The organism is Paenibacillus sp. 32O-W (assembly GCF_007679495.1).
In the GTDB taxonomy this organism is placed as follows: Bacteria; Bacillota; Bacilli; order Paenibacillales; family NBRC-103111; genus Paenibacillus_L; species Paenibacillus_L residui.
This window is the reverse complement of the sequence record NZ_VEGP01000011.1, coordinates 58,565-82,649: the sequence shown is the minus strand read 5'-3', so window position 1 is coordinate 82,649 and position 24,085 is coordinate 58,565. Positions and strand designations below refer to the sequence as shown.

15 protein-coding genes are annotated in these 24,085 nt (G+C 50.7%); 11 read left to right on the top strand and 4 right to left on the bottom strand.

The window, feature by feature from the left end:
• Nucleotides 1-62 precede the first annotated feature (62 nt).
• From FS806_RS06865 to FS806_RS06855, 3 genes are read right to left on the bottom strand one after another with little or no spacing between them, the layout of a single operon-like run.
• Nucleotides 63-1,235 (bottom strand): Ger(x)C family spore germination protein, encoded by a 1,173-nt coding sequence (locus tag FS806_RS06865; RefSeq protein WP_186328239.1) that lies wholly within the window; start codon nt 1,233-1,235, stop codon nt 63-65.
• A complete protein-coding gene (locus FS806_RS06860; RefSeq protein ID WP_144933839.1) occupies nt 1,232-2,752 on the bottom strand; it encodes a spore germination protein in 1,521 nt (506 codons plus the stop codon). Before FS806_RS06860 ends, FS806_RS06865 begins: the two co-directional genes overlap by 4 nt.
• Complete coding sequence (locus FS806_RS06855) at nt 2,673-3,848, bottom strand: GerAB/ArcD/ProY family transporter (protein ID WP_144933838.1); 1,176 nt, start codon at nt 3,846-3,848, stop codon at nt 2,673-2,675. The genes FS806_RS06860 and FS806_RS06855 overlap by 80 nt, the downstream gene beginning before the upstream one ends.
• Nucleotides 3,849-4,062: 214 nt before the next feature.
• Here FS806_RS06855 and FS806_RS06850 point away from each other — a divergent pair, with 214 nt between their 5' ends.
• From FS806_RS06850 to FS806_RS06835, 4 genes are all read left to right on the top strand, one after another.
• Nucleotides 4,063-6,285: a helix-turn-helix domain-containing protein gene (locus FS806_RS06850; RefSeq protein ID WP_222126602.1), complete on the top strand. Its 2,223-nt coding sequence runs from the start codon at nt 4,063-4,065 to the stop codon at nt 6,283-6,285.
• A 184-nt stretch (nt 6,286-6,469) separates the two neighbouring features.
• The gene (locus tag FS806_RS06845) at nt 6,470-8,041 is read left to right on the top strand and encodes an extracellular solute-binding protein (protein ID WP_186328236.1); all 1,572 of its coding nucleotides are present in this window, start codon (nt 6,470-6,472) and stop codon (nt 8,039-8,041) included.
• A 137-nt stretch (nt 8,042-8,178) separates the two neighbouring features.
• Nucleotides 8,179-9,072, top strand: a complete 894-nt coding sequence (locus tag FS806_RS06840) for an ABC transporter permease (RefSeq protein WP_144933835.1) — start codon at nt 8,179-8,181, stop codon at nt 9,070-9,072.
• Between the two features lie 15 nt (nt 9,073-9,087).
• The gene (locus tag FS806_RS06835) at nt 9,088-9,960 is read left to right on the top strand and encodes a carbohydrate ABC transporter permease (RefSeq protein WP_144933834.1); all 873 of its coding nucleotides are present in this window, start codon (nt 9,088-9,090) and stop codon (nt 9,958-9,960) included.
• A gap of 82 nt (nt 9,961-10,042) precedes the next feature.
• Here FS806_RS06835 and trhO read toward each other — a convergent pair whose 3' ends face one another.
• Nucleotides 10,043-10,945 (bottom strand): oxygen-dependent tRNA uridine(34) hydroxylase TrhO, encoded by a 903-nt coding sequence (gene trhO / locus FS806_RS06830; RefSeq protein ID WP_144933833.1) that lies wholly within the window; start codon nt 10,943-10,945, stop codon nt 10,043-10,045.
• 515 nt (nt 10,946-11,460) lie between these two features.
• On the opposite strand from trhO, the gene FS806_RS06825 reads away from it, so the two are divergent.
• The 7 genes from FS806_RS06825 (at nt 11,461) to FS806_RS06795 (ending at nt 24,083) form a co-directional block, all read left to right on the top strand.
• The gene (locus FS806_RS06825; RefSeq protein ID WP_144933832.1) at nt 11,461-13,155 is read left to right on the top strand and encodes a PAS domain S-box protein; all 1,695 of its coding nucleotides are present in this window, start codon (nt 11,461-11,463) and stop codon (nt 13,153-13,155) included.
• A gap of 1,587 nt (nt 13,156-14,742) precedes the next feature.
• Nucleotides 14,743-15,513 (top strand): electron transfer flavoprotein subunit beta/FixA family protein, encoded by a 771-nt coding sequence (locus FS806_RS06820; protein WP_144933831.1) that lies wholly within the window; start codon nt 14,743-14,745, stop codon nt 15,511-15,513.
• An 11-nt stretch (nt 15,514-15,524) separates the two neighbouring features.
• Nucleotides 15,525-16,499, top strand: a complete 975-nt coding sequence (locus FS806_RS06815; RefSeq protein ID WP_144933830.1) for an electron transfer flavoprotein subunit alpha/FixB family protein — start codon at nt 15,525-15,527, stop codon at nt 16,497-16,499.
• A gap of 29 nt (nt 16,500-16,528) precedes the next feature.
• The gene (locus FS806_RS06810; protein WP_144933829.1) at nt 16,529-18,214 is read left to right on the top strand and encodes a long-chain-fatty-acid--CoA ligase; all 1,686 of its coding nucleotides are present in this window, start codon (nt 16,529-16,531) and stop codon (nt 18,212-18,214) included.
• A 400-nt stretch (nt 18,215-18,614) separates the two neighbouring features.
• On the top strand, nt 18,615-20,966 hold the full coding sequence (locus tag FS806_RS06805) for a 3-hydroxyacyl-CoA dehydrogenase/enoyl-CoA hydratase family protein (protein ID WP_144933828.1): 2,352 nt from the start codon (nt 18,615-18,617) through the stop codon (nt 20,964-20,966).
• Between the two features lie 45 nt (nt 20,967-21,011).
• Nucleotides 21,012-22,193: an acetyl-CoA C-acyltransferase gene (locus tag FS806_RS06800; RefSeq protein WP_144933827.1), complete on the top strand. Its 1,182-nt coding sequence runs from the start codon at nt 21,012-21,014 to the stop codon at nt 22,191-22,193.
• Nucleotides 22,194-22,304: 111 nt separating this feature from the next.
• Entirely contained in the window at nt 22,305-24,083 is a 1,779-nt protein-coding gene (locus FS806_RS06795; protein WP_260982009.1) for an acyl-CoA dehydrogenase family protein, read from the top strand.
• Nucleotides 24,084-24,085: the final 2 nt, after the last annotated feature.

The following is a 24,085-nucleotide window of genomic DNA, read 5'->3' as shown; positions in this document are numbered from 1 at the left end:
GCCGCGTCAGCGGCCTTTTATGTTGGTAGGGATTTTACGCATCCGCGGGAATCGGCCAAACCTCACGTTCTTAGTTTGTACTTGCCGCTTGATCTAATGTTAACTTTCACTTTAATCTGTTTAAGGCTGTCCGGTTCCACGACCAGATCCCGGGTTTCCCGTATGTTCTTCCAGTTGGACAAATGATCCCGGTAGACAACTTCCCCCAGACGAAAGATGTCCGCACGTATTTTCATCCCTTCATCGAAAGTTCTTCTAATCTGTGAACGGATGGCTTCTTCCGTTGCTTTCTCCAGCTCGGCGGAGGAGATGTTCTCGTGTAATTCATTAACGATTCCCTTCAATTTGACTTCGATGTTAAAGTAGACCTTATGGTCATGAAATGAGGCTTCAACCTCATATATGGGCCTAGTCAATACAACTACAGCCAACAAATCATTATCCCTGTAAAGGGTCACGGGGGCACGTGCCGTATGCCTGTTAAGCCATTGGATGCCAAACAGGTCATGATTTTTGATCCATCCGGCCAACGAGCCGTCCGACCGGATGAAATAGGCGCCGTCCACTTGAAGCAGCTTGTGCTTCTTCAGTTTGTCTTTCTCACTGCTGATCCAATGATTCGTATTGGTTGTCAATGAAGGGAGATAGCTCGTTTCCCCAGGCTCCCGGTATCTCTGGATGAAACGGTATAAATAAACCGGTTCAATAATGGATCTTTGCTTATAGGTATTTGCCGGCTCATGCAGGATGGAGACCAGAGCGTTCGCATTGAAAAGGGGAGTGGAGGCGAATAATTCTTCAATGGGCTGTTTGGTGCCGAACACCCAAGTGTTGTACCGCACCTCCCGGTAACGGTTGATTAAATCGAGAGCTTCTTCCACTCCATGTCTAAGCACATTTTCCGAAACGACCAAGGCGGTAATATGTCCCCATAATATTTGCTTCTGCGAAGTGGAATATAATTGATTCATCGCTTCGGTAATGGTCCGCCCTCTCCCTTCTCCTATGTAAATAGGCGTAGGCTGGGACGCCGAGGCGCCTTCCTGCCTGACAATACTCGAGAAGTCCAATATTTGGGCATAGGTAATGTATTCCTTATCTACGTACTCCAGGCCCAAAGCGCTAATATAGCTGTAGCTCTGAGGCTCCTGGTAATTCCAACAGCCGCTTAGCATGATCGATATCATGACAAGGCAGAGCATTAGCCGGACTCTTCTCCCTGCCGTATTTTTCAAGAAGATCCCTCTCCTTGCTTCGATTGGTTTTTGGTCTTCAGATATTGCGGACGTTTCTTGCGCAGGCTCCATGGAATCCGCAGAACAGATTCCGGGATGTCCCGGAAAGTAGGCGGCGATAGCGGGGCCAGATAAGGAACCCCAAACGAACGGAGGTTGGCCAAATACAGGACGAGAGCAAAGAATGAAAACAGGAAGCCGAACATTCCAAGCAGGGAAGAGGCGAACAGAATAATCAGTCGTAATACATTCAGCGTCCCGGACAGAGCCTGGCTGACTAGAGTGGAGCCGGCCACTGCCGTGATGGCCCCTATGACAATCATGGATGGGGAGAACAGGCCCGCCCGGATAGCCGCATCCCCGATAATCAATCCGCCGACAACGGTTATCGTTTGCCCAATGGCCGACGGCAGCCGAACCCCGGCTTCCCGGAACAATTCAAGCAGGGCGAGAGTAAGAAACATTTCCAGTGCAGCCGGCAGAGGAATCCCCATTCGCGATGAAGTAATCGTGGCTAGCAGCATAAAGGGAATCTGATCCTGGTGGAAGGTCAGCAGAGCAATATAAAACCCCGGCAGCAGCAGCGTTACAAACAAGCTGATGAAGCGGATCAGCCGTCCGAAGGCAACATTCAGGAATGTAAAGTGCGTATCCTCCGCCGTTTTTAATTGGAGCATCAGATCGGATGGGGCGATAACTGCCGAAGGATTTCCATCGACAAGCACGACAAACCGTCCGTTCATCAGGCATTCGACTACAAAATCGGGTCTCCCCGTATACCCCATTAATGGAAATATGGAGAAGCTGGAATCGGCAATCATCGATTCCAATTGGGTGGTGCTGTAAAGCCCCGCGATGTTCATGCTCGTTAATCTTTTTCTGGCTTCCTCCAACAGTTGAGGATTGATAACATCTTGTATGTAAAGCAATCCTACTTTAGTCATCGTCCGGGTGCCGATAATATATTTTTCGTAGGCCAAGCTATTGCTGCGAATTCTCTTACGGATCAGGGCCAAATTCACTGAAATATTTTCCACAAAACCGTCCTTCGGCCCGCGAATCGAAACTTCCGCATTGGACTCTTCCGGCTGCCGGTCGGGAATTTTGGCTACATCCACTGAAAACAAGGAGGAATTGTCTACAAAATAAATAAGCAGCTTGCCCTCGAACACTTTGCCAGCCAGATCGGCATCAGAGGAGTCATTCTCTTCGCTCAGCTCCAGCTTCTTCTCCCGCTGGATTTGTTCCACGCTTCGAAAATGTGTTAAAGCATGCAAGTCCTGCAAAGAGGGGAGCACCATCTCATTAATCATCTTTTCGTCTGTCATGACCTCGCAGAAGACGAACAAAACAGCCGACTGCACGGGAGGATTACCGAACTGATAATATTGAAATTGAACATCGTCACAATGGGAGAACATCTTTCGGATCTTTTGTTCATTCCAGTGGGTAGCTGCCTTCGCTCCGCTCCTGGATTGCGTGTCCGGCGGAGTCATCCATTTTGGAATCCATTTCATGTTTGCCTGCTCCTTTTCTTCGCGACAAGCTCGCCAGCAAAGTTAGAATAAGGATGACCGATATCATCATAAAGAACGAATATGGGTAGTAATAATTTTTCAAAATCGATAGAAATACGGGGTCGCTATAGGGCAGTTCACATATAAAAAATGTGATGACGCCTAAGCCGAAAAGAACGATCACTCGTGCCAGCTTCTTGCGGACGTCCAACAGTTCCAGAATGAGAAATTGGGTGATGCTGATCCGGATAAAAGCGCCGGTCAACCATTGATAAATAGAGAAAAAGTCGAGATGTTCAATGTATCGGCCAACCTTGACAAGCCTCCATTGCTCGAATGGGGGATAGCGCTGCTTAGCCGCTTCGCCCGGCCCGAATTCGGCAATCGATCCCATGGTGGGACCTAACGTTAGCCACGCCAGAATGATCGCGAGCAGAAGGATGTGCCATAGCTTGACTTTCCTGCGCAGACGATGCTGTATAAGCAGCAAAATTACGATTTCGCTAAATCCGGAGAGCACGAAGAAAGCCCCGCGCAAAGACGGTGTCCAGCCATACTCGAATAGAGGAAATAAATAATTATAATCTTTGTGCTCGAAATTGGCGGACATGACGAAGAAACCGAGGAGAATGACGATCGGCAGAAGCATTCCCGACGTGATGGAGATGGCCTGAAGGCCGGAATAAGCCGCAACGGAACAAAGCAGCAGACCGGAAAGTGACAGGACGAACGAGGGGGTTCCCGGAAGATAGGAAGAGATAGTCCATGTATTCGTATCTTTGAGAGTGAAGGCACCCATGAATACAAAATATACTATGAAGATAAGTAAGAAAGGCCAGGTGGCCCAACGGCCGAAACGATCGCTGAGCCAGTCCCTGATCGACATTTGCCCGTTTTTTTTGATTATGTAATGTATACAAATGATGATAGGAATGTAGGCCAGGGAGGCTATAATGACTGAAATCCAGGAATCTCTCCCCGCTTCATCCAGAAGAATAGGGATAATCATTACGTGGTTGGTCAATCCGACAGTAAGCATGATGATGGAAGCCGCTTGAATGAAGGAAATTTTCCCCGTATTTACCATAACCACCATTCCTATACTTTGAAGTTACGGTTATTATTCCAAGAGCTTCATAAAATATGCCACGAAAGGTCAGCTTCAGTATCCGTTGACAAATCCATCCAAATAGATAGACTTAAAGAAAAAATGAATGGGGAGGCTTGGCCTCTCTTCCATGTCATTCGGGGGGAAAACTTTGAATCCTTTCTTTACGTTCCTGGCAAGACTTTCCTACAAGAGAAAGCTGATGGTATATTCTTTGCTGATCAGTATTCTGCCGGTTTTTCTCATTGGATTTGCCGCTTCCTATCGGGTTACCAAGGTCATTCAGGAGGAAGTGGACCATACTCAGCAAATGGTCTTGAATCAAATCAAAAATCAGCTCAACGATTTTATCATCAACCTGAACATTGCTTCCATCAGCCTTTCCTCTAATTTAACTCTGGAAAAATCGGTGAATGAAGGCCTGTCGGCCGATAATGTCAATCAATCGTTCGAGATGATTGAAACCATCCGCAAGCAGAAGAGCTTTTCCTCCATTCGTTTTGAAGTTTCAATGATTAGTAAGCGCTACCAAATGGTTTACTCCGACCTGGCCAAAACTTCTTTTGAGTATTTCAACCAAATGATGGACAGCGAGAAGCCCCAATACAATTCCTCCTTTATTATTACACCGCGTACTTATCCGAATCAGGAGGATTTGCTGCTGTTCCGGCCGATACCGCTGCATACGTATTATACTGACGGAGTGATCATACTCCATGTCAGTATTAGCGAAATTCTGCAGTTTGTCGACAAGCTCAATTTGGAAGACAACCGTAGATTGTATGTGGTCGACCCGTCGGGCAAAGTCATCGTCAGCCGGAACGAGAAAGACATTGGGACACGCTTAAGCGGCAGCCCCGGTATGCACGAATGGTGGCAGCAGCCTCCCGATACGATGGAGATTGCCTTGGATGGGGAAAAGTATCAGGTTGCATCTCTGAAGTCAAGCCTTAATGATTGGACCTACATCCTGATGATCCCCAAGGCCGATTTAACCCGCAAAGCCGATTCCATCCGGGGGTTCACCTGGGGCATTATGGGTGCCATGGGCCTGCTTTCCGTCATGATTGCGTTAATCGGTTCGCGCAGGTTCTATCATCCCATAGAGAAGCTATTAAAAACGATTTCGGGAGAGGGCAAATGGGAGGACAAGCATAGGGACGAATTGCAAGCTCTGGACTCTTTCATGCTGCATATGTTGAGAACGAACGGGGAGCTTAAGGACAAGCTGAAGGAACAGATCCCCGATCTTAGGGCAGGGATTTTCCAGCAGCTTCTGTGGGGGGAAATAACGGAGGCGGAAATGCGAGCCAAGGTAGAGCAATGGGACCTGCCGTTGAAGGGGGCTTTATTCAAGGTTTGCATTGCTGCCGTGGACGAGTATAAACAATGGGTGGAAGCCTATAGAGAGAAGGAGCTGCCTCTTATTCATTATGCATTGAAGAAGGTAGCGGAAGAGACCTTTGCGGAGAAGCTGCCCTGCATCGTATTCACCTCTCAGCAGGGCCAGATCGTTATCATGATCGGCAGCGACATGCCGAATGAAGAATTTCAAGCTGCGGTGAGAGAACGGGCCGATCAGGTAAGACATAATGTGGGCCGGTATTTTCCGTTTACTGTCAGCGTTTCCATCAGTCCGGCCTGCAGGGATTATTCCAGATTGACAAGCAGTTATCAGGAGGCTTTGACCTTGTTGAATTACAGGCTGCTTCTGGGCAATAATGTGACCCTGAGTGACGATGATATCGGGCCGTCCGTGAGAACTTCCAGCCGCCAGATTTTTCAGCTGCATAAGCAGATAGTCCATTCGCTTGTGCAGCGTGATCTGAATGGAGCTAACCGTGACTTGCAGCAATTGGTCGAAGCGATCCCTCAATATGCGCAGTCGTCCGAAACCGTGATGGGCTTGTTCTCTTATTTACTTGGAGAGCTGGAGTATGTTTTCCATGAAATCAAGGAGGATCTTCATGATGTTTTTGACTACCCTCCGTACAAGACGCTGTACAGCTTCACGACATTGGAGGATTTGCGGAAGTGGATGAGCAATGAGTTATTTCCGTCCATTGTGAAACAACTGGAGACCGACTCCGGATCAAAGCAGAAAAAAATTGCCCAACAAACCCTTTTATTTATTCATGATTCCTTCGACAGCGACCTGTCCCTTCAGCAGGTTGCGAATTCCTTCCAGATGTCCGATTCACAGCTTAGCCGGATTTTCAAGGAAGAGACCGGAAAGAACTTTAGCGAGTATTTAATCGAATACCGGATGAAGAAGGCGAGGGAATGGCTGGAGTATACCGACATGTCCATCAAGGAAATTGCCGAGCGGCTGAGGTATACGAATGTGCAGAATTTCTCGAGAACCTTCAAGCAGATCAGCGGCGTTCCCCCGGGAGAATACCGCAAACATGCGAGGAACGATTAAGCTTTAGCCCGAAATTTCAATGATTTCGGGCATTTATCGTTATTTGCCGGGCATTTATCAATATTTTCGTCCGTCTGAAAAAAGTGATTATTGCCTGATCAAACCGAAACAGGTTAGAGTAGGCTCACAACGCAGAGATTCAGCGCGGATTCCACCATACTAAAGAATGAAAGGGGTTACAACAATGGGGAAGACGATAAGCAAAAGACTGGCTGTATCGGTCAGCGCGCTAGTGGCTGCGGCGGCCATGGTGTCCGCCTGCGGCAGCAAGCCGGCAAGCGGGGGCGGCCCGGGCGGGGAGGCGGTCAATAAGGATATTCACATCCTGTTATCCCACTCCAATGCGAAATATGCCATGCAGCTCAAGGATAATGATCCCTATGTGAAGAAGCTGTCCGAGTTGTCCGGGTACAATCTGAAATTCGAGTTTCTGGGCCATGGCAACGATTATATCCAGCAATTGACGGTACGTTTTGCCTCCGGGGATCTGCCTGATTTAATCCGGACCGATTCCATCGATTCCACGATGCATCCCGGGGCGCTGCAGCAAGGAGTATTCCATGAACTGGGACCGTTGATCGACCAGTACGGCCCCAATATCAAGAGTAAAATTCCGAAAGAGGCGTGGGAAAGCACCCGGGTAAGCCGAGACGGTAAAATTTACGGGATTCCTGCCCTGTCCGCTCTGCCGGCTTCCCGAGTGATGTATATCCGCCAGGACTGGTTAGATAAGCTGGGGATGAAGGTGCCCGAGACACTGGATGAGTTCTTGGCTTTCTTTGAAGCGGTGAAAACAAACGATCTGAACGGTAACGGGGATCCCAATGATGAATACGGCTTTTATGTGAGGGAGAATCTTCAGTTCTCGGACGTCTTCTTCCGTGAGTTCGGTGCCTCCCCTAACCAATGGTATTACCGGGACGGCCAGCTCATTCCCGGCATGGTGCTTCCGGAAATGAAGGATGCCTTGAAATTTTGGAAGGAGCTGTATGACAAAGGCTATATCAACCCGAACCTGTTTACCAACAAGAGTGCCGATTGGGAAGCCGGAATCAAGCAGGGCAAAGCCGGCCTGTGGATGCACGACATAATCAACTATATGTCTAACTGGCAGCCCGAAAATTTCGTCAATCAGCCCGAGGTCAAGCTAAGCGCAATTATGCCTCCGCAAGGGCCTAAAGGAGGCGGCATTACGGCCCAAAGCGATCAGATTTATTTCGTCTGGGTCATTCCGTCCAAGGTCAAGAACCCGGAGGAAATCATCAAGTTTATCGACTGGGCATGGTCTGATGAGGCGGAGACCTTCTTCTCCCTCGGCATCAAGGATGTCAATTACACCGAAGAGAACGGCAAAGTGAAGTGGGATCCCAAAACTCCGGCAAATTACGAGAACGACGCCAGCATTTTCTATCAACTGTCCATCAACCCCCGCGGCGATGGAAGGATGCTCCCATCCTTGATTGAAGCTCACCCTGATGCGGAGTTTCTGAAGAAAGGGGTAGAGATTGCCAAGAACAGCAGCACGCCTAATGACGGTCTTCATATGCCGGTTCTCGAATCGCTGAAGACGCATCCCGAACTGGCGGTAGGCACGAATTCCGGCACACTGTTCCTGGATATGTTCGCCAAGGTCATTACCGGCAAGGAAGATGTCGACGCAGCGTTCGACAATTTCGTAAGCGAATGGAAGAGGCGCGGCGGGGACGCGGCAATCAAGGAAGCTACGGACTGGTACCACAGCTTCCACAAGAAATAAAGGGCTGAGGATTGCCGAAGCCTTCAAAAGGTCAATCAGGCGGCTGTGCCGTTATCTCGGGCCGGCCGCCTTCCGTACAAACGAGTCCATGCCATTGGATAAATTTATTTTCCACTGACCCTATAGGAGGTTGCGGAATGCAAAAAATAAAAGGCGATCGGATCGCCCTCCTGATTATAGCGCTGCCCGGAATATTACATTTTCTCATTTTCAAATATATCCCGCTTGCCGGTAATTGGATTGCCTTTCAGGATTACAATTTGTTCAAAGGGTTTGCAGGAAGTGATTTTGTCGGCTTAAAGCATTTTATTGCGATGTTTACTTATGACGAGTTTTTCAATATATTGCGCAATACGATATTGCTGAGCTTTTACTCAATTATTTTCGGCTTCCCCGCGCCGCTCCTGCTGGCCTTGCTATTGAACGAAGTCAGGACGATGTGGTTCAAGCGTCCGGTTCAAACATTACTCTACCTGCCGCATTTTCTCTCTTGGGTTATTGTAGGGGGAATCTTCATCAATCTCTTGGACCATGGAGGGATCGTCAACCAATGGCTGGAGAGGCTGGGAGCGGGTCGCGTTGATTTTCTCGGCAATCCGCAATATTTCCGGCCGCTGATCATTACGATTTCTATCTGGAAAGAAATTGGCTGGGGAACGATCATTTATTTGGCTGCCTTATCGGGGATTAATCCCAATTTATACGAAGCCGCCATGGTGGATGGAGCCGGAAGGTGGCGGCAAATGTGGAATATTACGCTGCCGTCGTTGCTGCCTGCCATTATCATCCTGTTCTTGCTGAGAGTAGGAAGTGTTCTGGAAGCCAACGTCGAACAGGTTCTTATTTTTCTGAATCCGTTAAACCGCGAAGTGGGGGAAGTGATCGACACCTATGTTTACCGGGTAGGTCTGTTAAGTGCCCAATTCAGCTTCTCTACGGCGATTGGTTTGTTTCAATCCGTTATCGGACTCAGCCTGGTCATGTTCCTGAATCAGCTAAGCCGAAGAACGACCGGTGAAAGTATTTATTAAAGGGGGAGGAGCGCCATGAATCTGTCAAAATCGGACCGGGTTTTTCCCATCGTTAACGGGCTCTTCCTGATTTTAGCCTGTTTAACAATGATCGCTCCGTTAATCCATCTGGCTGCGATTTCTTTGAGCTCGCCGGTCTATGCCAATGCCAAACTCGTTTATTTATGGCCGAAGGGCTTTAATTTGTCCGTTTATGAACAAATTTTCGGTATGGATACGCTGTGGCGCGCATTGGGAATCAGTATTTATATGTGCTTGATGGGGACTCTCATTTTTTTGCTGTTGACCACCAGTCTGTCTTATTCGCTATCCCGGTCCATTATGCCCGGCCGCAAATGGATTCTGAAGTTCATCCTTGTTACGTTCGTATTCACCTCGCCGTTGATCCCTAACTATTTATTGATTAAATCGTTGGGAATGGAGAATACTTTATGGGCCTTGATCATTCCCGGGGCGCTCAACGCTTTTTCGGTCATCATTATGAAGACCTTCCTGCAAGGGATTTCCTCCGAATTGTTCGATGCGGCCAAGATGGACGGCTGCAGCGAATATGGAATTTATGCGCGGATTGCCATTCCGCTCTCCAAGCCGGTGATCGCAACCTTGTCGCTGTTTTACGTAGTCGGAATGTGGAACTCATATTTCGGCGCCTTGATCTACATCCGAAGCAAAGAGCTGTACCCGCTTCAGCTTGTGCTGCGCAGCCTAATTCTGGAGCAGGATATGGGAGGGGCCGCACCCGCAGCGGTGGAGGTAGCTATGGAAGCGACCCCGGAAATGATGAAGGCGGGTGTCATCTTATTTACGACTATACCGATACTGGTAGTGTACCCCTTCCTGCAAAAATACTTCGTTAAAGGGGCATTGCTGGGCTCGTTAAAAGAATGAGGGACAACGTGAAAAGGCATCCGAACAATCGATCAGATGCCTTTTCTCTATATTGATGGTATGACGAGAAATGAAAGGATAATCAAGATTCGCAGCGGCTCCATTCCTTCTCTTCGCATTCCTTGGAGCAGAACCCGTGATGAAGCTCTTCACATTCCTCGCAGCATATATGCTGCAGATGACAAAAATCATTGGCGCAGTTAATGTAACGGTCTTCCGGTTTGCCGCAGTGGTGGCAGCGCCCGATCACAACATCCTCAGGCGTGTTATTGATACGGACGGAGATTCGCTCATCGAAGACGTAGCATTTCCCATCAAACAGCCGGCCCTGCACTTGAGGATCCTTGCCGTAAGTCACAATTCCGCCATCCAGTTGGGAAACGTCCTGAAACCCTTCCTCAATCATGAATGCGGTAAGCTTCTCACAGCGAATTCCCCCTGTACAATAGGTGATGATCGGCTTGTCTTTATGCTGCGCAAGATTGTTGCGGATCCATTCCGGGAATTCGCGGAACGATTCCACATCCGGGCGAATGGCATTACGGAAATGACCGATATCGTATTCATAATTATTTCGTCCGTCGAGGACAATGACATCTTCCTTCTGCAGCATCTCGTAAAACTTGGCCGGTGATAAACGTTTTCCGCCGATTTGGTTAGGATCGAGGTTTTTGTCCAGACGGAAGGTAACGAGCTCTTTTTTGGGACGGACAAATATTTTTTTGAAGGCATGTCCTTCCGCTTCATCGATTTTAAACACCATGTCTTTAAATAGAGGATGATTATGCATATCCTGCATATATTTCTCGGTTTGGGCAATGGTTCCCGAGACGGTCCCGTTAATGCCTTCTTCCGCTACCAAAATTCTTCCTTTGACCCCTAATTCCTTGCAATACTGAAGATGGTCTGCGGCAAATTGCTCATAATCGGGAATGTTTACGTATTTATAATATAGCAGGATACGATAGGATAGATCCTTGCTCATCAATAAGCACCACCTTGTTTTAAATGTAAAGAAAGTAACCCAAACATTGTATTATACACTTATTATTGTAGTCAAGTAAATAGATTTTTTCGTCTCTGCTTATGAAAACTCCGATAAAGGCATTAATTGTGAAAAATGTTGGAGAATGTTGGAAAGCAGTCTTGCTTCTTACAGGTATCATCACTAAACTAGTATAAGATGATCAGTCTTGTATACAAGTATACCTGTTAAAGGGTCTTAAACATGATTGAATTTTATTCATACTTGGAATACCATATGGTGAGATCACGCTATCCGGAACAACCATGATAGAACCCAAACCATTCAAATATTTTCTGTAGCAACCGTCTTCTGAGGGATTAGGCCGGCATGCAAGAAGATAGAAAACGAGCCTAAAGGCAGTTAAGCCAATAAGATACTTTTTACGTATTAACGCTGTAAAGAAGATTAACTTCTTATGTAGTAATATTCCGTTATTGGAATGACTTGGATTCCATTAGTTCGGAGGAATAGCATTGAGTGAAAATCATTATGTAAAAGATATGATAGACGATCAAGAGGCGGCAGAACATAAGCTGGATGTAGATGACCGACCCTCAATATGGTCGTTCAGCGGCGGCTTTCGCCATATATTCTACCATTCCAATATCGGAATGGCACTTGTCGACTTGTCCGGCAAGTGGCTTGCCATTAATTCTCCTTTAAGCACCTTATTAGGAGAGAGTGAACACAAGCTCGTTTCGTCGAGGATACAGGAGCATTTTCAGCCGGATACCTGGCCGATCATCCAGAGCCGTCTATTCGATCTGTATAACGGAAAAACAGACAGTGCAAAGCTGGAACTGGTATGGATGCTTATGAACGGAAAGCAAGTTCGAATATGTATGCACCTGTCCGTGATGAAGAATACAGCTTCCGAACCTGAAATTTATTTATTCCAGTTTATTCCCGATTCTAAGGAATACAGTGCTTGTATACAAGAAGAGGCAGACCTCAGAACCCCTTCTGTACAACCTATAGAGAAAGTCAAGATTGCCTTTCCTTCTCAAGAGACCAATAGCTCGGAGCATAGGAGAGTGGCCTTCCTGCGAGGCGGCAGGCCCCATCGCAATTCCTCCCGTATGCGGTTAATTCACCCACGAGAACTGCGTTCCCAGGAGTTATCGGACATTCCCGAGCGGGACATAGCGCTCTACCATAAGCTGGTGGAGAAGGCGCAAGTAGGCGTATATTTGTATCAGAACGGACAATTGATCTATATTAATCCCCATTTTGCAAAAATGTTCGGTTATCCGAGGAAGGAACTGTTGGGGCGCGATTTGAAGGAGTTTATGTATCCTGCGGATCACTTGAAATTAGACAAGGTAACGGAATGGGAAGAGAACATGCATTTCCAGTGTCGCGGGACAAGGTACGGGGGCTCCATTTTGGAATTAGAGGGCCATGGAGCTTGTATTATGTTTCGGGGAAAGCCCGCCTGGATAGGTACTGTGGTGGATATTACCGAACGCAAGAAAAACGAAGAGCGCCTGAGAAAATCGGAAAGGCTATCGGTTGCCGGACAACTGGCCGCCGGCGTTGCTCATGAAATTCGAAACCCGCTCACTTCTCTTAAGGGCTTCCTGCATTTAATGCGCACCAAGAATAGCGATAATCAAATGTATCTTGATATCATGCAGTCTGAAATCGAGAAAATAAATTTCATAGTTAATGAATTTCTGCTCCTGGCCAAACCGCATTCCGTTCAGTTTAAACGGAGGAAAATTTACGATTTAATCTGGAAGGCCGTGGACCGCTTGAAGCCGCAGGCGATTCATAACAAGGTCAGAATGATGACGGAGATTGAGCCGAACCTTCCTCCGATCCACTGTGAGGCGGAGCAGTTGATCCAAGCCTTCGTGAATATAATGATGAACGGAATCGAGGCAATGCCTAACGGAGGAACATTGGAAGTTTCCGTCTGCTTAAGCAGTCCGGATCGGATATCCATCCAGTTTAAAGACGATGGTCCCGGCATTCCGGAAGAGAGGCTGGATAAGCTGGGCGAGCCTTATTATTTGCCATCGGAGAAAGGATCTGGCTTCGGCCTGATGTTGAGCTACAAAATTATTGAAGCGCATAACGGGACTGTCAATGTTTATAGCGAAATTGACGAAGGGACGGTCGTTGAAGTATCCTTGCCCGTCCAGGCTCGAGCGGTTGCCGAATAACCGGCATGCTCGCATCGGGTCGGTTCATAAACAAAACACGCGAGGCAGCGGGAGATCGTTGCGTTAAGTTTGTGTTTGTACCGAGTACATAAGATATTCGCGGAAATTTTATATTGGATGGCTTCTTAAAGTGTGCTGATAATAAGGATTGGGTCATAATAGTGGTAGAAGATATTGAATGTATAAGGGAAATATGGAGAAATTAGTGAAATTGCAACCATCACAATAAGGGACAGAAGGAATCATTTACGTCATACCGTTCGTTTATCCGGACGGTATTTATTTTTTCTCAGCAGGATTTCGGATTTCTCGATCCCAGCTCCTTTTTACACATACCTTTGGACTGTTATCCCATTGAATCAGGAATCTATCTGGGAAGAGTAGCATTGAAGTAACCAAAGGAAGGATTTCACTTCCGATGTTTGCTTATTTATCTCGATGTGAGGGCCTTGGACTGTTATCCCGTTGAATCAGGAATCCGTTTGGGAAAGAGTAACATTGAGAGTAACCTAGAAAGACATTACTCCTGATGTTCGAGCATTTATTCCTTTGTCGGTTCCTTGGACTGTTATCCCCTTGACTCAGAATGCTTCTATGAAAAGATTCCATCAGACTCCTCTTTTCATTTTATTGAACAGGCACGAATCGTCTCTCCTTAAAAATATGTATCCCTCCTCGAGATCCGAATTACCCTCCAGAAAACTGAAACAGCGCCCTCAGAAATTCGATTTTCCTCCCACAGGTCCGAAACATCCGACCTAACACCTGGCCACCATAAAATCGCATCACACCCCCACAACAAATCGGAGGCACCCCTCCATAGAAATTTTCTGAACGAAAGGGATAATAGTCAAAAGTACGCAGACAGAGAGATGCGGCTCGATATGAATAAGTCTGAGCAAAGGGGATAACAGCCAAAAGGACGCTGAAAGAGAGATAGGGCCCGATACGAAAGATAGCTGAGCGAAGGGGATAACGGTCAAAAGGACGCTGAAAGAGAGATAGAGCCCAATATGAAAAAGACTGAGCGAAGGGGATAACAGCCGAAAGGACGCTGAAAGAGAGATAGGGCCCGATACGAAAGAGAGCTGAGTGGAGGGGATAACAGCCAAAAGGACACTGAAAGAGATAAGAGCCGGCACAAAAAGATCGAACGCAGCTTTGCCTGGTGTAAAATCCGTAACCAACCCCGAATCAATTTCAAGCACTGAACTTATCCAAATAACCCCAGGAACCCATCCATCCGCCTCAGTCACCTCAGCGAAGACCAACAATCCACTAAAATCCGAACATCGAAAAACCAATAGTCATCAGAAACAAGCGGACAAATCATCAATAAGTGATCTATCAAAAACTCCCCAACTCCAAACTCCAAACTCCAAACTCCAAACTCCAAACCATCTCCTTAAAACGAATCATCAGATTAGTTTGCGCCATCACTTTGTCTTGAAAAGTGGCCGACGATGTCGGAGATTAGCGGAATGTCGGGCAAGCTGTCGCCCATAGGATTAAAGGGGGACCCTGAAGAGCAGCCGGCTCAAGCGGTTATTGGGCAAAAACAAGTTTGCAAAAGGGGAAGGAGGAGCTATGAAAACGGTCGTCTGCATCAAACAAACGTTTGACACGGAAGAGAAGATAACGCTGGACAACGGGGCCGTGTCGGAAGAGGGAGTGAAATTTGTCATCAATCCTTATGACGAATATGCACTGGAAGAGGCGATCCGTCTGAAGGAGCAGTTCGGAGGAGAGGTGATCGCGGTCAGTCTCGGGCCTGACCGTGTAGAGGCCGCGCTGCGCACCGCTTTGGCGGTCGGAGCTGACCGGGCAGTTCATATCCGCGAAGAACTGAACGGTAATGACGAATACACATCTGCACGGAAGCTGGCGGCAGTCATCAAGTCCATGGAGTACGACATGATCCTCTGCGGACAAATGGCGATCGATTCCGGGGCTTCGCAAGGGGGACCGAGACTGGCGGAAGAGCTGGGAATTGCTCATATAGCTACAGCGGTAAAGCTTAGGTTAGAAGACGGCAAGGCAGTGGTGGAAAGGGATGTCGAAGGGGATATTGAGGTGGTTGAAGCTTCCCTGCCTCTCCTGATCACAGCCCAGCAAGGATTGAATGAGCCTAGATATCCGTCTCTTCCTGGAATTATGAAAGCCAAGAAAAAACCAATAGACGTTATTGAGGCGGAAGAGCTTGGATTGGCTAAAGAGGAAGCGGAGCCCAAGACTCATAGGGTCGAACAAAGGCTTCCCCCGGAGAAGCCCCCTGGCCGTATTCTGCAAGGGACAGCGGAGGAGCAGGTACGGCAATTGGCCGATCTTCTGCGGAACGAAGCCAAAGTGATTGGATAAGGAGGTATGGAATGGAACGATCGGTTCTTGTTCTTGCCGAAGTCAAGGATGGGAAGCTTCGTAATGTGACCTTCGAAGCGCTGACGGCCGCGCGGCGGTTGTCGGAAGGAGGCCGGATCAGCGCCGCTTTGTTCGGGCAGGGTCATCAGCCGCTGGCGGCTGAGCTGGCCATGCATGGCGCGGACCAGGTGTACTTGGCGGAGCATGCCGAATTAGACCGGTACACCCCGGACGGCTATACCCAAGCGTTTACGCAGTTGATCGTTCACGATGATCCGGATGTCATTCTGCTGCCGCATACCGCGATCGGTAAAGATTTGGCGCCTCGAGCCGCAGCGCGAATGGGCTGTGGGCTGATCAGCGACTGCACGGGCCTTGAATGGAAGGACGGAGAACCCGTATTCATACGGCCAATCTATGCGGGTAAAGCGTTCGAAAGCCGGAGATTTGCCGCGGGGAAATGGTTTGTCACGATTCGCCCCAACAATATTCCGGTGGAGGAGCACCAGAGCTCCCACGGCTGCCGGGAAATTCCTTTTGCCGTGGATATTAAAGATTTGCGGACCGTCGTCAAGGAAGTAATCTCCAAATCGTTGGCGGGGGTTGACCTGAGCGAAGCCAAGATTGTGATCTCCGGCGGAAGAGGCGTCAAAAGCGCCGAAGGCTTCGAACCGCTCCAAGAATTGGCCGATGTGCTGGGAGCTGCCGTCGGGGCATCACGCGGTGCTTGCGATGCGGGGTATTGCGATTATTCATTGCAAATCGGGCAAACCGGGAAAGTGATCACCCCGGACCTCTATATCGCTTGCGGGATATCCGGAGCCATCCAGCATTTGGCGGGAATGTCCAATTCCAAGGTGATCGTCGCGATCAACAAGGACCCGGAAGCGCCTATCTTTCAAGTTGCAGACTACGGAATTGTCGGCGACCTATTCGAAATCGTGCCTCTTCTGACCGAGCGCTTTAGAGAAATGCTGGCAACGTAAAGTGATTAACCGGAGGCAGGTGGTTAAACATGACGAACCGACCGTGGCTATCTTCTTATGAACCGGAAGTACAGCAGCGGCTCGATTATCCGTCCGTCGCTTTAACCGATTTTTTACTGGAGGCAGCCGAACATTATCCGAACCATGAGGCTGTGCTGTTCATGGGCAAGAAGCTGTCTTACCGCCAGCTTCTCGATTCCGCTTACCGTTTTGCCAATGCGATGATCCATCTCGGGATTCGGCGGGGAGACCGGGTAGCCTTGATGCTTCCCAATGTTCCCCAGTATGTCATTGGTTACTACGGGATATTGTTTGCGGGGGGCACGGTAGTTCAGACGAATCCTTTGTACACTGAACGGGAACTGGTACGGCATCTGACGGATTCCGGAGCCAAGACGATTGTCTGTCTGGATTTGGTTTATCCGAGAGTGAAGAAGGCTTCGCAATCGGTAGCTTTGAATAACATCATCGTAACCGGAATACAGGATTATTTGCCTTTTCCGAAAAATATGCTGTATCCCCTGGTGCAAAAAAAGCAAGGAGCCGGCAGACGGCTTGACCCGGAAAAGGAGAACATTCGGATGTTCAAGCAATTGATGGCGCGCTCCTCTCCGAAGCCGGTCAGGACAGAGGTCGATTTGTCCGAGGATGTAGCCGTTCTCCAGTATACAGGAGGAACGACGGGAACGGCCAAAGGGGCGATGCTGACACACGAAAATCTGGTCGCTAATGTTATCCAGTGCGCATCCTGGATTCACCGTATCCGCAAAGGTCAGGAAACGATACTGACGGCGGTGCCTTTGTTCCATGTATACGGGATGACTACTTGTATGAATTTGGGGTTATATCTGGCGGCCAGAATGCTGCTGGTTCCCAAATTTGAAGCCGGCATGCTGCTGAAGCTGATTGATAAAGAAAAGCCTACTTTGTTTCCCGGAGCACCTACCATGTACGTCGGTATTATTCATCATCCTCAATTAAGTCGCTATAATCTTTCCTCTATCGAATGCTGCATCAGCGGATCTGCGCCTCTGCCGCTGCAGGTTCAGCAAACCTTCGAGCAATTGACCGGCGGAAGGCTCGTGGAGGGCTACGGGTTGACGGAAGCATCGCCCGTTACTCACGCGAACCCGATATGGGGGAGGAGAGTGCAGGGCAGCATCGGTATTCCATGGCCGGATACCGAAGCGGTTATCATGCTGGATAACGGAGAGCCCGCCGAGCCCGGTGAGATTGGTGAGCTGCTGGTCAAGGGACCGCAGGTCATGAAAGGGTACTGGAACCAACCGGAAGAAACGGCATCCGTCCTCAAGGACGGCTGGCTTGCAACCGGTGATATGGGCTACATGGATAAGGACGGTTATTTCTATATTGTCGATCGCAAGAAGGAAATGATCAATGCGAGCGGCCTTAAGGTTTATCCGCGTGAAATTGAGGAGGTCTTATACCAGCATCCTGCGGTCCAGGAGGCGGCCGTCATTGGGATTCCTGATGAATACCGGGGAGAGACGGTGAAGGCGTTCGTCGTTCTGCGTCAAGGTCAGCAGGCGACGGAGCAGCAATTGGAGCAATTTTGCAGAGAACGGTTAGCCTCGTACAAAGTCCCCCGTGTCTATGAATATCGCACGGAGCTGCCGAAGACGCTCGTAGGCAAAGTACTGCGCAGGGCATTGGCCGAAGAGGAAAGAAACCTCCGGGACAGTCGGACCGAGTAACTGAATCGAGGCATTGCTTGGCCGTTGGTATTTGATTAAGGAAAAATAGGCACAGCGTGCTTCCGTGCTGTTATTTTACTCCACACGGGTAACAGCGAGCCGGAGGAAGCTACCATAAAGCAGAAACCTTCGGCATAGCTGTATAAAGGAAACGGGTTAGTCCTGGATCAAAGCCCTGGATTCCTTTGAGAGTTGTCAAGGCTCACATGAGGAGCGTTCCGGGGCAGTCGATGAAGGTGGGGTTCTTCCGTCTCGCCTTGGGATTATTATACTGACCGGTCAAAGTATAACGTTAAAGAAGGCTAAAGAGGGAGAGAAACCTGCGCAGTCTGTCGTTGCTTATGTGTAGACATGGAATGATCTTACTTTCAATATTCGGATAAAGGAGGTTAAGTTACCGATGGAGCGGACCTTGCAAAAGGCGGTTGTGCTAGGTTCTGGGGTGATGGGCGCGGCTATAGCGGCTCATTTGGCCAATGCGGGCCTGTCTGTCACTATGCTGGACCGCAAAATAGGGGGGCAGCGGCTGGCCCAAACGGCTCTGGAGCAGCTCCCACGGCAGAAGCCCAGCCCGCTGTATTCGAAACGCGTCCTGGAACGGATCCGGGCGGGAAGCTTCGAGGAGGATTTGACCGCTGTCGGAGAGGCGGATTGGGTGATCGAGGCGATCGTGGAGCAATTGGAGGCCAAGCAAGAGCTCCTCGCGGAGGTGGAGAAGCATTGGAAAACCGGGACGATCGTCAGCAGCAACACCTCCGGGATTTCCATAGCGGCCATGTCCCGACAGACAGGGGAGAGCTTCCGGCGTTATTTTATGGGAACGCATTTCTTCAATCCCCCCCGTTATATGAAGCTGGTGGAGTTAATTCCTACGGAGGAGACCGATCCCGAAGCCGTGGCGGCGGTAAAGAGATTCTGCGAGAGCCGGCTGGGCAAGAGAGTGGTCCTTGCTAAGGATACGCCGAATTTCATCGCGAATCGGATCGGAACCTACGGGCTTCTGGTAACCATGCACGAAATGGCGAAGCACGGCTTGTCCGTATCGGCGGTTGACGCCCTCACCGGTCCGGTGCTGGGCCGGCCGAAAAGCGCTACGTTCCGCACACTGGACATGGTGGGTCTGGACACGTTCGTTCATGTGGCAAACAATGTCCACCGTCAGGCAAGCGACCCGGAGGAAAAGGCTGCCTTCGAGGTCCCTGCCGTAATGAAGGAAATGCTGCAGAACGGACAAATCGGCGAGAAAGCCGGTCGCGGCTTCTATCAAGTGGTCCGCACGGGCGGGGAGAAGGTTATTGAACAATGGGACGCGGCTTCCGGGTCTTATATTGCAAGGGACAAAGCGCGCTTTCCCTCCTTGGAAGCCGCGCGCAATGCCAAAACCTTGAAGGAAAAGCTGCGTGTTCTGACGGAGGCCGGGGACCCGGGAGGGCGCTTCGTCTGGACGGTCATGAAAAAGGTGCTGCTCTATTCGGCTTATAAACTTCCGGAAATTGCCGACGACCCTCTGGCCGTAGATGAGGCAATGAAATGGGGGTTCAACTGGGAGCTGGGACCGTTCGAGACCTGGGACGCCCTTGGAGTGGAGCGGACGGCCAAACGAATGAAGGACGAAGGGGAGACTTTGCCGTCCTGGATAGAGGATATGCTGGCCGCAGGCAGAACCTCCTTCTACGAGAAAAAGGAGGGGCGCACCTTCTATTTCCTCCCCGGCGGCCAGGCCAAAGAGCTTTCCCGGCGGCCGGAGTTCCTGTCTCTGCGTTCGTTGAAAGAACGGCAGGGGGTTGTCCTGATGAGCAATGCGGGCGCCAGCTTGATCGATCTGGGAGATGATGTGGCCTGCCTGGAATTCCACTCTCCGAACAATGCCGTCGGCCCGGATATTTTGCAAATGCTGTTTCGTTCGCTGGAGGAGGTGCGGAGCCATTATCGCGGGCTGGTTATCGCGAACGAAGGCAGGCATTTCTGCGTGGGGGCCAACCTCATGCTGCTGCTTATGGAAGCGCAGGACGACAACTGGCTGGAGATCGATCGGATGATCCGTCAATTTCAGGAAGCCTCCATGGCTATTAAATATTTCGAGAAGCCGATCGTTTCCGCCCCATTCGGCATGACGCTGGGAGGCGGGGTCGAGCTGGCCATTCCGACGGCCGTCGTTCAGGCCTCCGCCGAAACGTATATGGGACTGGTTGAAACCGGGGTCGGATTGATTCCGGCGGGCGGCGGGACGAAGGAGCTGCTGATGCGTTTTACCCGGAACGTCGACTATGACGGCAAGGTCGACCTGCAGCCCTTCGTCAACCGCGCATTCGAAACTATAGGCATGGCCAAGGTTTCGACCAGCGCTCAGGAAGCCAAGGAGCTGGGGTATTTGCGAACGACGGATCGCATTTCGCTGAATCGGGACTCCCAGCTATACGACGCGAAACGGATGGTCATCGCCCTCTCCGATGCCGGATATTCCCCTCCGGAAAGAGAGAGCTGCAGGGTCGTAGGGGAGCCGGGCAGAGCCGTTCTCCAGATGGCTCTGTATCAGATGAGAGGCGGGGGACATATCACCGAGCATGACGAGCTGATCGGACGCAAGCTGGCCTATGTGTTAACCGGGGGCCTGAGGCCGGCCAATGCGGTCGTGTCGGAGCAGGCTTTGCTCGACCTGGAGCGGGAGGCTTTCCTCAGCTTGTGCGGAGAACCCAAGAGCCAGGCGAGGATGCAGCACATGCTGCTTAAAGGTAAACCGTTAAGAAATTAAACGAAGGCCTGCGTCCGGCAGGCCGAACGGACAGGAGGCCAAGCGATGAAGGAAGCAGTCATTGTAACCGCCGTCCGGACGGCGGTAGGCAAGGCGCATAAAGGGTCTCTCCGGCAGTTTCGGCCGGAGGATCTGGGAGCGGCTGCCGTTCAGGAGGCGGTCAAGCGGACACCGGGCATCTCGGGAGCCGATGTGGAGGATGTCGTCCTCGGCTGTGCCATGCCCGAAGGGGAGCAGGGGCTCAATCTCGGGCGGATCGTGGCGATTCGGGCCGGACTGCCTGACGGAGTCCCGGGACAGACCGTGAACCGGTTCTGCGCCTCCGGGCTCCAGTCGATCGCTTCGGCGGCGGAGAGGATCATGTGCGGCTTCGCGGATGTGATGGTGGCCGGCGGGGTCGAGAGCATGAGTCATGTACCGATGAGCGGCTACAAGCCGATGCCCAATCCGCATCTGGTGGAGCATCGGCCGGAAATGTACATGTCGATGGGACACACCGCCGAGGAAGTCGCGGCCCGGTACGGCGTCACCCGCGAAGAGCAGGACCGCTTCGCCGTATCCAGCCACCGCAAAGCGGCCGCTGCGATCGCGGCCGGCAAATTCCGGGACGAGATTGTCCCGGTGACGGTCGAGGAGGCGATCGTGGACGAAAGCGGTGAGCCTGCACGGCGCAGATTCGTGTTCGCCGAGGATGAGGGCGTGCGGCCGGATACGTCGCCGGAAGCGCTCGCCAAGCTAAAGCCGGCTTTCCGCCTCGGCGGAACGGTGACAGCCGGCAACACGTCGCAAATGAGCGACGGGGCCGCGGCCGTAGTCGTCATGTCCGGCGAGAAGGCGGCGCAGCTTGGCTTGCGGCCGCTGGCGGTACTCCGCTCCTTCGCCGTCGCGGGAGTGGCGCCGGAGGTCATGGGCATCGGGCCGGTAGCGGCCATCCCCAAGGCGCTCCGCCTCGCCGGCTTGACCGCGGGGCAGATCGATCTGTACGAAATTAACGAAGCATTCGCCTCGCAGTGTCTATATGTCATCCGGGAACTGGGGATAGACGAGGCGAAGGTAAATGTTAATGGAGGAGCGATCGCGCTCGGCCACCCGCTGGGCTGCACGGGAACCAAGCTGACGACAACTCTTCTTCATGAAGGAAGGAGAAGAAGAAGCCGTTACGGAATCGTCAGCATGTGCGTCGGCGGAGGAATGGGTGCGGCGGGAGTGTTTGAATTTATCCATTAACCTGACAAATAGCCATCATCTTCACCAGTCACTGGTGCCGTCTTGGCGGCCATGGGGGATAAGGGCTAATTGAAAATCCAGTTTCCCAGGGAAGAAGGGAGAGGAAGCGGTTTGAGTAAGCTGGCTAATCGCGGCGGAGGATTTTTGCTAGCCTCGCCGGATGTGGACGATGTATTCACCCCGGAGGATTTTACCGAGGAACAGAAAATGATCGCCGAACTGACGGAAGATTTCGTTGAAGGGGAAGTGGTCCCGCACGAAGAACAGATCGAACGGCAGGATTTAAACCTGACGGTGCAATTGCTGAAGAAGGCCGGCGGGCTGGGATTGCTGGCGGCAGACGTACCGGAGGAGTACGGGGGGACCGATCTGGATAAAATCAGCTCGACGCTGATTACAGAGAAGCTGGTCAGGGGAGGCTCTTTCGCTCTGTCGCATGGGGCGCATGTCGGAATCGGCAGCCTGCCGATCATCTTGTTCGGAAGCGAGGAACAGAAGCAGCGTTACCTCCCGGCGCTGGCAAGCGGAGAGAAGCTGGCCGCTTATTGCCTGACGGAGGCTTCCTCGGGTTCGGATGCACTTGGTGCGAAGACGACAGCCGTATTGAGCGAAGACGGTAAGCATTATGTGATGAACGGTTCCAAGCAGTTCATTACCAATGCAGGCTTCGCCGACGTGTTTATCGTATATGCCAAGATCGATGGGGATAAGTTCACCGCATTTATCGTTGAGAGGGATTATCCGGGCGTATCGACCGGACCGGAAGAACAGAAAATGGGGATTAAGGGCTCCTCGACCCGGCCGCTTATTCTGGAGGACGTCCCCGTGCCGGTCGACAACGTGCTTGGAGAGATTGGCCGCGGGCATGTGATCGCCTTCAACATTCTTAACATAGGCCGGTATAAGCTGGCTGCCGGTTGTCTCGGGTCCGCCAAGTGGGCCATCCGTCTGGCGGTGGATTATGCCAAACAGCGGAAGCAGTTCGGCAAGGCGTTGGCAGAGTTCCCTTTGATTCGCAAAAAACTCGCCGATATGGCTATCCGCACATTCGTTATGGAAAGCATGGTCTATCGCACTGGGGGATTGATGGATGCCAGTATGAGCAAGCTTGACAAAGCGGCGCCGGATTACAGCCGGAAGGCGGCCAAGGCGATCGAGGAATATGCCATCGAATGCTCGATCAACAAAGTATTTGCTTCCGAGGCGCTCGATTATGCCGCGGATGAAGGAGTTCAAATTCATGGAGGATACGGCTATATTCAGGAATATAAAATTGAACAAATTTATAGGGATTCGCGAATTAACCGGATTTTTGAGGGGACGAATGAAATCAACCGCCTGCTTATCCCTGCTGCCCTTCTGCGCAAAGCGTTAAAAGGAGAGCTCCCCCTGATGGATGTTACTCAGCAACTACAGCAGGAGCTGATCACTTATATTCCGCAGATGATGATGGAGGAGGAACCGCTCGCGCGCGAGTCGGCGATGATAGAAGCGGCCAAGAAGATTTTTCTGATGGTGGGCGGCTCCGCCGTAGAGAAGTACAGATTCGAGCTGGAGCAGGAGCAGGAAATCGTAGAGTGTTTGGCCGACGTCATCATTGAAGTTTTTGCGATGGAGTCCGCCGTACTGCGCGCCAGAAAAACAATGGGCCGCAACGGGCCGGATCAAGCGGTTAACCAAGCGGAAATGGCATCGGTGTACGTTCATGAAGCCTTCGCGCGGATCGAGTCCCGGGCGAGAACGGCGATTCTTGCTATGGAAGAGGGAGACCGTCAGCAGGTCCAAATATCGATTCTCAAGAAGCTGAGCCGCTGGGCTCCGCTGGATGCGATTGGAACGAAGAGAAGGATCGCTTCCCGAATTCTGGCTTCCGGGGGATATACCACGTAGTG